The organism is Clostridiisalibacter paucivorans DSM 22131 (assembly GCF_000620125.1).
GTDB classification, from domain to species: Bacteria; Bacillota; Clostridia; order Tissierellales; family Clostridiisalibacteraceae; genus Clostridiisalibacter; species Clostridiisalibacter paucivorans.
The window spans coordinates 1-11799 of the sequence record NZ_JHVL01000067.1 but is presented as its reverse complement, the minus strand read 5'-3'; the positions used below and the strand labels follow the sequence as shown (position 1 = coordinate 11799).

Below are 11799 nucleotides of genomic sequence, written 5' to 3'. Positions count from 1 at the left end.
TTTACAAGTCTTATTTGTTGTGCTCTTTTTAAATATTAAAATTCTAAAAATTATTTTATTTAATGACTTGACTTTTAATAGTTGGTCTTTCTATTTTTAAATAAACACTTGGGTAATTTTTTCTATAGAATTTAAAAATACCTCGGTATATTCCGGGGTTTAGATAATAAAAATTATTTTATTACTATATTCGTCAAAATTTTCTATTATCCTGCTGTTAAATATATATTTTCTATTATATCTCTAATCAATTAATATATTACATTTTTTTAATCATTTTTTTGCAGTATTTTCTTTGTATTGTTCGTCATTATTAGTGAAAGACAATTTAATATAGACTATACTAACTAATATAAGATATTACATTTACTAATTTATGCAGGGAAGGAGGGACATTATGGTAAGTGATAATGAATTAGTAAAGAAAATACTAAATGGTGATAAGGATGCTTTTAAATATATCGTCGATAGATATAAAGCTTATATTTTTGCCATAATATTAAACTTTATAACAGATAATGCTGAAGCTGAAAATGTATCTCAAGAGGTCTTTTTACAAGCTTACCGTTCCCTCCATAGATACAGATTTGAAAACTTCAAAGGATGGATTGGTAAGATTGCTACACATAAGGCTTTAGATTATAAAAAAACATCAAAAATTAAATACATATCATCTATTGACGATTCAGCGAATTTAGATCTATTAGAAAAGAATTCTACTGTGGAATCTACTGAAAGCAAATTTTTTATAAAAGAAAAGAAAAAATTATTTTATGAAATTTGTAATAGTTTACCTAGTATATACAGTGACACCATCATCAAATTCTACATAGAGGGAAAAAGTTATGAAGATATCTCTAAAGAAGAAAGTACCCCTATAAAAACTGTGGCTTCAAGGTTGTATAGGGCAAAAAATCTATTTAAAGAGAAATGGAGGGATGCATTAGATGAAACACTATGATAATATGGACTGGTTTCTTTACAAAGAAAAACTATTACCTAAAGGTATTTTAGAAGAAATGGAACAACATCTTATGAAGTGTAACCATTGTATGGATATATTTTTAAACACTATTGATACCAATGAGATAGAAGATGCATCAAATATTCTATCTAATGATTTTTCAGATAATATAGTAGATAAAATATCCTCTAAAAAAATCAAAAGGAAAAATGTTAAACATCTATTTGGATATTATGTTGCTGTGGCATGTGTAACTATGATATTGGTAGCCAGTGGTTTCTTTACTAAACTCCCACACACTATACCTCAAATTGCTGAATCAGCAATATCTACAAATGAAATTCAAGAAAAAAATTATATTACAAATATATCTAATAAAATAGTTAGTAAAACTTCTAACTTTATAAATAATTTTGAACTATCAAATAAGGAGGAACGATAATTATGAGAGAAAAAAGTAGCCTAGCTATGATTTTTCTATCCTTTATTCCTGGTTTAACCCATTTCTATTTAGGATTAAAGAATAGAGCCATTATATTTATGTTAGCATTCTTTGGAGCTATAGTTGGAACATTTGGATTGTTTCTTTTATCAGGTACCGATACAGTTTTCTTAGTTCTATTATTTGCACTACCTGTCATATGGCTTATAGCTATTATAGATGCCTTTGCTATGAGAGACAAAATATTTAGAAATCATTCTGGTAACAATGTCCAGGAAAATTATAACATAGCAATGGAAAAATCTAATCGTAAAACTATAACTATGATTTTATCCATAGTACCAGGTGCAGGTCATATGTTTTTAGGTCTACAAAGGAGAGGATTAAGCTTTATGTCCCTATTCTTTTTTACTATCTTTTTCATGGGATGGCTTAATATAAGTTTATTTTTATTTATACTGCCAATAATATGGTTTTATAGTTTCTTTGATGCATTTCACTGTATATCTAATGAGAATATCAATGACAATGTAGATTTTTTACCTATTAAAAATTTAAAACACAAATGGATTGGATGGGGCCTAATTATAATGGGCATTATGGTTATATTGGATAGAATTATTTATCCATTAATACCCTGGGAAATTCAACGATATATGCAAACATCCATAGTTGCTATCTTATTAATAGGTGGCGGTATAAAACTATTGATGGGAGATAAAAAAGAGCTAGAGGAGGTAAATTCATGGGAAGAAGAAGAGTAGGCACTATATCTATGGCAATAGTTTTGATTTTATCTGGTGTTATGCTATTTGTAGCACAAGGTAGCAAAATATCAGCAATTGAATGGGGACTCAAATTCTGGCCTATTATCCCAATTATTTTAGGAGGAGAAATATTATGGTATTCATATAAAATTAGAGATAGTGAAATAAAAATAAGATACGATATTCTAAGTATATTTATAATAATTATAATAATGGGTACAAATATTGTGATATATTCTCTAGTTCAGTTAGATGTAGTATCTAAGGTAAACCTTATGGTATCTGCCAAAGGATATGACCTCTCTATTCCCCACGAAGAATTGCCAATAGATAATACTATAAATAAAATAATAATAGATGCTCCCAGTTATTGTGATATGAATATAAGAGTTGAAAACACCGACTCCTTATTATTAACTGGAAATGTAAGGGCATATGCCGATAGTAAAGAAAAAGCCAAAGGGCTTGTTAAGTCAGATAATCTCATTACTCATAGATCTGGAGATAGTCTTTATGTAAGCTTTGATGCTTCACTTTATGGAAATAATGCAATATACTATTCATCTATATCAGATTATACCCTTGTAATTCCTGATAATATGAATATAGAGATCAATGATGGCTCTTATTTAAATCTTATAGTTCAAAATATAGATAATGATATTACTATAGACAATTTTAGTTCAATAACTATGAGAATTGATAATAAAATCGATGCTTTAATCAATGGAAATATAGATAATGATGAAGATCTTAAAGGCAATATTCAATGGAATAATAATAAAGCATCCTTTGGTAATGGCAAAAATAAGATCAATATAATAAATGCAGATGAAATAATAGTAAATACTGCTTATTAATCATCAAAAAACAAGCTCTGGAAACTTTTGGAGCTTGTTTTTATCATATTTATATAGTTATCTAATAGTTAATATGATAAAATAGTTCATATTAACTATTAACAGGAGTGAAAATATGTGGCCTATACTATAATTGATATAATAGACAAACTCATCTCAATCGAAAAGAAGTCAAAACAACTCTATATAACTGCAATAAAAAAAATAGAAGACAATAGTAGAATAAAGATTATTTTTAGAATTCTTTTAAAAGAGGAAGATAGACATATTGAATATTATAATAACTTAAAGAAAAGCCTAGAAGACAAAGCTATTGAACCTATAAATTTTTATTCATACGATAAAATATCCCATTTAGCAAATAAATTTAAAAACGATATGTATTTACCAAATTTTAAGGATATAAAAGATTTAATTATATATGCATTGGACTTTGAAAAGGCTAACCTTGCTTTACTTATGGACATCAAAGGAAGACTGGTTCTATCTAAAACTGATACCGATTCCATTCAATATAAAATTATATCCCAAATAGTAGAAGAAGAAAAAAAGCATGTTAAAAACCTAGAAAATTTTATACATTTCTAAAACCAAATATTTAATTCCCGTTTTGCATCTTCTTCGTTTGCAGAACCATGTACAGTGTTTTTAGTCACATTTGTACCAAATAATTTTCTTATGGTACCCTCATTAGCTACTTTAGGATCTGTGGCACCATTTATACTTCTCACTTTATCTATGGCATTTTCTCCTCCTACAATTAGAGCTACCACTGATCCACTGCTCATAAATTTCATAAGTTCATTATAAAAAACCTTTCCTTTATGTTCTACATAATGTTCTTCAAGTATTTTATTGCTAGGTATTATCATTTTACAGTCTAGTATTTCAAGATTGTTATCTTCATACATAGAAATAATCTTACCTATAATTTTTTGTTTTACTCCATCAGGTTTTATCAATACTAAAGTTTTGTCCATATTTGAACCCCTTTCTTTTAAATTAATTTAATTATTTTTATTATACCCAAATTTTAAAATAAACCTAAAGGAATTTTCCCTTAGGTTTATACAAAACTATCTTCTATTTGCCACTTCCATACTAATGGTTCTACCTTTAATCGTATTCCCATTCATTATCTTTAATACCTTTTTACCATGTTCCTTAGGTACTTCCACAAATGTATATTTATCATAAATATCTATAGCTCCTATGACTTCACCAGGTATCTTTGTTTCTCCTGCTATTGAACCAACAACATCTTTTGGGCTAATCTTTTGTTTTCTTCCTATATTTATGAATAATCTAACCATACCTGGTTCTGCACCTGTTCCTTCTAAATCTAGCTCATCATTTGAATTTTCTTTTTCTTCTTTACCCATTAGCATCTTCAATAAAGCCGCTGCCACATCTATAGATGTATGATCATCTTCTATCAATTTATCTATTATATGCACCTGTTTAGTTAAATTTTCCTTTTCAATAATATCTTTAATTTGTTTTATAAGTATAAGAGATTTGGCCTCCTCTACATCATTGGCACTGGGAGTATCATGTCTTCTTATTTTAGTTTTAGTATATCTTTGTATATCCTTTAATTTATATATTTCTCTTCCTGAGACCAATGTAAATGCCAACCCAGTTCTACCTGCTCTACCTGTTCTACCTATACGATGTACATAATATTCATCATCTTGAGGTACATCAAAATTTATTACCATCTCTACATCATCTACATCTATTCCTCTAGCCGCAACATCTGTAGCTACCAATATGTCTACATTATTTATCCTGAAATTATTCATTACTCTGTCTCTTTGCCTTTGTTTCATATCTCCATGAAGACCATCAGCCAAATATCCTCTTCCTTGAAGATCTCCAACCAATTCATCTACTTTCTTCTTTGTATTGGAAAATATCAATGCCAATTTAGGGTTATATACATCAATTAATCTAGTTAGTACTTCAAATTTATTTTTCTTTTTCACATCTAAATAATATTGCTCTATATTAGGTACAGTCAATTGCTTATGTACCACCTTAACTGTCTTAGGCTTTTTTTGATAAGTTTTAGCAATTTCTAATATTGCTTTAGGCATAGTAGCAGAAAAAAGTAAAGTTTGTCTTTCTTCGGGGATATCTTGAAGTATAGTCTCTATATCCTCCCTAAATCCCATATTTAACATCTCATCAGCCTCGTCTAAAACTACCATATTTACATTTTTAAATTTCAATGTTTTTCTTCTCATATGGTCCATAACTCTACCTGGTGTACCTATAACTACTTGTACTCCCTTTTTCAATGCCTTAATCTGTCTGTCTATAGGCTGTCCTCCATAAATAGGTAATGTCTTAATACCATGGGTATATTTACATAGCTTTCTTACTTCCTCAGATACCTGTATAGCTAACTCCCTTGTAGGACACAATATTAACGCCTGTAAATTTCTATTGCTGACATCAACTTTATTTATTATAGGAATTGCAAATGAAGCCGTTTTACCCGTACCAGTCTGTGCTTGACCTATAATATCCCTTCCTGTAAGTACCTCTGGGATAGCCTTAGCTTGTATTGGTGTCATCTCTTCAAAACCCATATCCTCAATAGCTTTTTTTAACTCATTCATTATTTCTAGTTCTTGAAATTTAACTGTTTTCATATATCTTTCCTTTCTATTTTTACTTCTAAAATACACTATACTCTATAAATTTATAATTATAGTATATCTCTAAATTATAAATTTATTAATTATACATATTATACAAATATATATCTGCACAAAAAAACTGCAAATGATCATCCAGCCATTCACAGCTTTAAAATCAAATTAATTTTCATTGACTAATCCATTATATATTACTTTATACATATTAACAAGGATTTTTTATGCTTCATATTCCTCTATTTCCTTCATTAATCCTTCTATTAGAGCTTTTACCGATGTAATCTCTTTTATCCTGTATACATTTTCTCCTGCAAATGCAAATCCTTTTTCAAAATTGCCTTTTTGTGCATTAATTAAAGCATCGGCAATGCAATATGGTGTGCTTTTGGGATTACACCCCTTTAGACATCTTATACACTTTATTTCTTTATTCTCATAGTTTTCATATACCTTTCTAATAAAATCATTGTTTATTGCCCTACCAGGCATGCCTACAGGGCTTTTTATAATCACAACATCATCTTTTTTTGCATCTATATATGCTTTTTTAAACGCTTCACTGGCATCGCATTCATGGGTAGCTACAAAACGTGTGCCCATTTGCACCCCTGAAGCTCCTGCTAAAAGCAACCTTGCTATATCTCTACCATCATGGACACCACCCGCTGCAATAACAGGTATTTTTCTATTATACTTTCTTTCAAAGGGCTTGATTGATTCCAACACTTCTTTCACCATATCAGTTAAAGAACTTTTATTTTCATTTTCGGTTTCTAAGTCTTCATTACTAAATCCTAAATGCCCTCCTGCTTTAGGGCCTTCTAATACAATAGCATCGGGTAGATACTGATATTTTTTGTCCCATTGTTTACAGATAAGCTTCGCTACCCTTCCTGATGATACTATTGGAGCTATTTTAGTATTGGAATCCTTCACAAATTTGGGTAAACTCAATGGTAATCCTGCTCCAGAAAATATTATATCTATTTTTTCTTCCACAGCTGTCTTTACCATATCTTCAAAGTTATTTATTGCTGTCATAATATTTACTCCAATAATATTCTTTGGGGCTAACTCCTTTGCCTTTCTTATATGATGTCTCAATGCCTTCAGATTTGTCTTTATCTTGTCTTTATAATACCCATCAAAATTAAATCCAGGTTCTACACCTGATATAACTCCTATACCTCCACAATTAGCCACTGCTGCAGCTAATCTTGACATGGATATTCCCACACCCATTCCACCTTGCACTATAGGTACAGATGCTGTTAGATCTCCAATTTTCAAACTTGGTATCTTCATTTCAACACTCCATTCGCTTTTTATTCTATAAGAAAATCCCACAATAACTTAATTAAATCAATTTAATATACTAATTATGCAATTTCCTTGATGGTTTAAATTATATAATAAATTATATTTACATACAATTTCAAAAATTTATTTTTCTGTTCCAATCAAATTCAATTTATCTTTTCTACTCATCTTTTTAATTTGCCACTCTCGTTTCATTGCATCTTTTTTAGTCTTATACTTTTCCAAATGTTTCAACTCAACGGGAAGTCTAGCTCTGGTATACTTTGAGCCTATACCTCTATTATGTTCATTTATTCTTCTTTCTATATCTGTAGTCCATCCAGTATATAATGTCTCATCATTACACTGAACTATATATACATAAGGCATATTTAACCTCCATTTTTAAAAAACACTGACTCTAATTTTAAGTCAGTGTTTTTTAAGTCTATTTCATTTTTTTATTTGCTTTCATTCTATCACTGGCATTTAATATCTTTTTTCTAAGTCTTATATCATCAGGCGTTACTTCTACAAGCTCATCATTTTCAATAAATTCAAGGGCCTCCTCCAAAGTAAATACCTTGGGAGGTAAAAGTTTTATTGCATCATCAGAACCTGATGCCCTTACATTAGTAAGTTTTTTATTTTTACATGGATTTACTACCATATCATCTCTTCGACTATTCATCCCAATAATCATACCTTCATAGACCTCTACTGCTGGGCCTACAAACATAGTAGCTCTTTCACTTAAGTTATATAGAGAATATGCCATAGTTGTACCCCTTTCTTGGGATACCAATACTCCATTTGACCTTCCTGGTATATCTCCACAATATGGCATAAAGCAATCAAAGGACCTTACTATCGTACCTTCACCTCGTGTGTCATTTATAAATTCACTTCTATATCCCAACAACCCTCTAGTGGGGGCCAAATATTCTAATTTAGTATATCCATTTTCACTACTCATATTCTGCATAATACCCTTTCTGAGATTCAATTTAGATATTACTGTACCACTGTACTCATCGGGCAATGTCACTATGACCCTTTCAAATGGCTCATGTAATTTACCATCTATCTTATTAAGTAATACCTCAGGTTTAGAAACAGAAATCTCGTATCCTTCCCTTCTCATATTTTCTAAAAGTATAGAAAGATGTAACTCTCCTCTACCAGAAACCTTATATCCATCCTCTAATTCCTCTACTCTAAGGCCTACATTGGTTTCAAGTTCCCGTTCTAACCTGTCCTTAATATGTCTAGAAGTAACAAATTTACCACTTTGTCCTGCAAAGGGAGAATTATTAACAAGGAAGTTCATGGACAGTGTAGGCTCTTCTATATCTATCATTTCTAAAGGCTCTACATTATCTACATCACATATAGTTTCACCAATAGAGATATCAGAGATACCAGAAACTACAACCATATCTCCACTATATGCCTCTTTCTTTTCTAATCTATTTAATCCCTCATTAACAAATATCTTTGTCAGTTTTCCTTTAACTACATCTCCATTTCTCTTACATATGGCAACTGTTTCATTTGGTCTTATTATTCCCCTTGTCACTCTACCAATACCTAATCTACCTATATATTCATCGTAATCCAATGCCGATATTTGCAATTGAACTGGTTCTTCATCCCTATTGGGATATTTTTCTACATGATCCATTAATAATTCAAACAATGGAGATAGGTCTTTTCCCTCATCTTCCATTTCTTTCTTAACTATTCCTTCTTTTGCTACACCATAAAGTATGGGAAAATCTAACTGTTCATCTGTAGCTCCCAAATCTATAAATAAATTGAATGTCATATCTACTACTTCTTCTGCTCTTTGGTCTTTTTTATCTATTTTATTTATAAGGAGTATAGGTTTTAATCCCCTTTGTAATGCCTTTTGTAATACAAATCTAGTCTGGGGCATCGGCCCTTCACTGGAATCAACCAACAAAATAGCTGTATCCACAGTTTTTATTATTCGTTCAACCTCAGATGAAAAATCAGCATGCCCTGGAGTATCTACTATATTTATCTTCATACCATTATACTCTATGGCACAGTTTTTGGAATAAATAGTGATTCCCCTTTCTCTTTCCAAATCATTAGAATCCATAATACAGTCCACCACTTGCTCATTTTCTCTAAATACACCACTCTGGTTTAAAAGTGCATCTACTAAAGTAGATTTTCCTGCATCAACATGGGCTATTACTGCTACATTAATTATATCTTTTCTCTCTTTCATCAATTAGCCTACTTTCTATAAAAATTTTTCAACTATACTATAATACACAATTAATGAAAATTACGCAAATATTTTTCTATAATATTCAATGTAAAATTTTTCTATAACAAACATTAATTTGGGTATATATAGTGATATGCTTACATATTATATTATAGTATAAATAATATAATTAACTCTTAATGAGGTGATTTTTGTGACTCGTTCTATAAAAAAAATTTCATGCTTTATTATTAGTATCCTAATTCCCCTGTCTATAGGTTTTTTAAGTTCTATTTTAACCAAAAACTCATTTGACTATTATCAAACCCTTATAAAGCCCTTTTTTTCACCTCCAGGTTGGATATTTGCTCCAGTTTGGACTATACTATACATATTAATGGGGATAGCATCTTACAGAATAGCAAAATCTGATAATTCCACTATACTAATTAAAAATGCTTTATTTTTTTATGTCTTACAACTTATATTAAATTTCCTTTGGCCCATATTATTTTTTAGATTTAATTTAACATTTATAGCATTTATAGAAATTATTATTTTACTTGTCTTTATAATTATTACAACACTAAAATTCTATAATCTCGACAAATTTTCAGCTTACTTAATGATACCATATATTTTATGGGTCTCATTTGCATCGCTATTGAATTTTTCTATCTGGTTTTTAAACAAATAAAAGACTGGCCTAATGTGCCAGTCTTTTTTAGGGGAGAAAATGTATAAAATCTATCTGAAATTAGTTATTATCCTTTAATACATCTATAATTATACATCTATATTATCTTTTAATAATTAACTCCATGTTAACTATTGTTATATTTAAGTTAAGTTATTACTTATATTTTCAATTACTATACTATTAGGTTTCATTTTGAACTCATTATATATATAATATTTATATAAGTATAGTTAGTAGTTTAATGAAAAAATTAAATTAAACTTAATGAGGAGGTTTTTAGATGTCTAAAGTTGCTCAAAGATTTTTACGATATGTAAAATATGATACTCAGTCCAATGAAAGTTCAGCATCTGTACCTAGTACTCCAAACCAATTGGCCTTTGCTAAGATATTAGCAGAAGAATTAAAATCACTAGGTCTAAAGGATATATCTTTAGATAATAATGGATATCTTATGGCCACATTACCATCAAATATAGATAAAGATGTCCCAACAATAGGATTTATCGCCCATATGGATACAAGTCCAGATATTTCTGGAAAAAATGTTAATCCAAAAATAATTGAGAATTATGATGGAAAAGATATAGTACTCAATGATGAAAAAAACATAGTATTATCTCCTAAAGAATTCCCAGAACTAAAAAAATATATAGACAATGATATAATAACTACTGATGGAAACACATTATTAGGAGCCGACGATAAAGCTGGAGTTGCTGAAATCATATCGGCTATTGAATACCTTTTAAAAAATCCTGATATAAGACATGGAAATATAAAGATAGGATTTACTCCCGATGAAGAAATAGGCAGTGGTGCAGATCATTTTGATGTAAAAAAATTTAATGCTGATTTTGCTTATACAGTAGACGGTGGTGAAATAGGGGAATTAGAATATGAAAATTTCAATGCTGCTGGAGCTGAAATAGAGATATCAGGTCGAAATGTTCATCCTGGATCATCAAAAAACAAGATGATAAATTCTATAATTATAGGCATGGAATTAAATTCATTGCTCCCAGTAGAACAAAAACCATCCCATACAGAAGGCTATGAAGGTTTCTTTCATCTAATGGCCTTTAATGGTTCAGTGGAAAATACCAAAATGTCTTATATAATAAGGGATCATGACAAAGAAAAGTTTAAAAATAAAAAAGAGTTAATTTCTAAAGCCGTAGATTATATGAACTATAAATATGGCGATAATGTAGTTTCATTAGATTTAAAGGATCAATACTTTAATATGAAAGAAAAAATTCTTCCTGTAATACATATAGTAGATATAGCTAAGAAGGCCATGGAGGAATCCTCTGTAGTACCACTTATTAGACCTATTCGAGGTGGTACAGATGGAGCACGACTTTCCTTTATGGGACTTCCTTGTCCGAATCTATTTACAGGAGGACATAATTTCCACGGTAGATATGAATATATTCCTATTCAATCGATGGAAAAATCAGTGAAGGTCATATTAAAGATAATAGAATTATATAGCAAATAAAAAAAGTTAGTAGTTCGTATCTATTAGCTACGAACTACGGTAATGTAAAAAAATGTGTGCTTTTGTGAAAAAAATTACTCCTTTCTGGCAATAATTAGAATAATAATTAAACCAGAAAGGAGTTTTGTTATGAGTACATTACCAAAAGAAGTTTTAAGAGATATGATTAAAGGGGGAAATTTAAAAACATCAGATGATCTCCATTCATTCCTTAAAGAAATGTTTAAGGATGCTCTACAGGAAATGCTTGAGGCTGAGTTAGATATAGAACTAGGATATGACAAAGGAGATAAGAAAAACAAAAGAACTAATAACCGAAGAAATGGTCACACACAAAAGAATCTAAAAACAAAGT

Annotated in this window: 13 protein-coding genes; 8 read left to right on the top strand and 5 right to left on the bottom strand. The window is 29.8% G+C overall.

The window, feature by feature from the left end:
* Positions 1 to 397 precede the first annotated feature (397 nt).
* From Q326_RS0114000 to Q326_RS0113980, 5 genes are all read left to right on the top strand, one after another.
* Positions 398 to 961, top strand: a complete 564-nt coding sequence (locus Q326_RS0114000) for an RNA polymerase sigma factor (RefSeq protein ID WP_026895950.1) — start codon at positions 398 to 400, stop codon at positions 959 to 961.
* Entirely contained in the window at positions 948 to 1406 is a 459-nt protein-coding gene (locus tag Q326_RS0113995) for a hypothetical protein (protein WP_026895949.1), read from the top strand. Before Q326_RS0114000 ends, Q326_RS0113995 begins: the two co-directional genes overlap by 14 nt.
* A gap of 2 nt (positions 1407 to 1408) precedes the next feature.
* Positions 1409 to 2170 carry a hypothetical protein gene (locus Q326_RS17485; RefSeq protein ID WP_051531515.1) on the top strand — a complete coding sequence of 254 codons (762 nt, stop codon included), beginning with the start codon at positions 1409 to 1411 and terminating at the stop codon, positions 2168 to 2170.
* Positions 2152 to 3033 (top strand): hypothetical protein, encoded by an 882-nt coding sequence (locus tag Q326_RS0113985; RefSeq protein ID WP_026895948.1) that lies wholly within the window; start codon positions 2152 to 2154, stop codon positions 3031 to 3033. Before Q326_RS17485 ends, Q326_RS0113985 begins: the two co-directional genes overlap by 19 nt.
* Before the next feature lie 117 nt (positions 3034 to 3150).
* The gene (locus Q326_RS0113980; RefSeq protein ID WP_026895947.1) at positions 3151 to 3621 is read left to right on the top strand and encodes a hypothetical protein; all 471 of its coding nucleotides are present in this window, start codon (positions 3151 to 3153) and stop codon (positions 3619 to 3621) included.
* Here Q326_RS0113980 and ndk read toward each other — a convergent pair.
* From ndk to typA, 5 genes are all read right to left on the bottom strand, one after another.
* Positions 3618 to 4013 carry a nucleoside-diphosphate kinase gene (gene ndk, locus Q326_RS0113975; RefSeq protein WP_026895946.1) on the bottom strand — a complete coding sequence of 132 codons (396 nt, stop codon included), beginning with the start codon at positions 4011 to 4013 and terminating at the stop codon, positions 3618 to 3620. The genes Q326_RS0113980 and ndk overlap by 4 nt on opposite strands.
* 96 nt (positions 4014 to 4109) lie before the next feature.
* Positions 4110 to 5693, bottom strand: a complete 1584-nt coding sequence (locus tag Q326_RS0113970) for a DEAD/DEAH box helicase (protein WP_026895945.1) — start codon at positions 5691 to 5693, stop codon at positions 4110 to 4112.
* A 225-nt stretch (positions 5694 to 5918) separates the two neighbouring features.
* Complete coding sequence (locus Q326_RS0113965; protein ID WP_026895944.1) at positions 5919 to 7004, bottom strand: NAD(P)H-dependent flavin oxidoreductase; 1086 nt, start codon at positions 7002 to 7004, stop codon at positions 5919 to 5921.
* Between the two features lie 138 nt (positions 7005 to 7142).
* Positions 7143 to 7388, bottom strand: a complete 246-nt coding sequence (locus Q326_RS0113960) for a GIY-YIG nuclease family protein (RefSeq protein ID WP_026895943.1) — start codon at positions 7386 to 7388, stop codon at positions 7143 to 7145.
* Between the two features lie 58 nt (positions 7389 to 7446).
* Positions 7447 to 9258 carry a translational GTPase TypA gene (gene typA, locus Q326_RS0113955; RefSeq protein WP_026895942.1) on the bottom strand — a complete coding sequence of 604 codons (1812 nt, stop codon included), beginning with the start codon at positions 9256 to 9258 and terminating at the stop codon, positions 7447 to 7449.
* A gap of 187 nt (positions 9259 to 9445) precedes the next feature.
* Here typA and Q326_RS19115 point away from each other — a divergent pair, with 187 nt between their 5' ends.
* From Q326_RS19115 to Q326_RS0113940, 3 genes are all read left to right on the top strand, one after another.
* Entirely contained in the window at positions 9446 to 9937 is a 492-nt protein-coding gene (locus tag Q326_RS19115; RefSeq protein ID WP_051531513.1) for a tryptophan-rich sensory protein, read from the top strand.
* Between the two features lie 283 nt (positions 9938 to 10220).
* Positions 10221 to 11444 carry a peptidase T gene (gene pepT, locus Q326_RS0113945; protein WP_026895940.1) on the top strand — a complete coding sequence of 408 codons (1224 nt, stop codon included), beginning with the start codon at positions 10221 to 10223 and terminating at the stop codon, positions 11442 to 11444.
* Positions 11445 to 11573: 129 nt separating this feature from the next.
* A partial coding sequence (locus Q326_RS0113940; protein WP_026894070.1) for a transposase occupies positions 11574 to 11799 on the top strand: 226 nt, incomplete at its 3' end.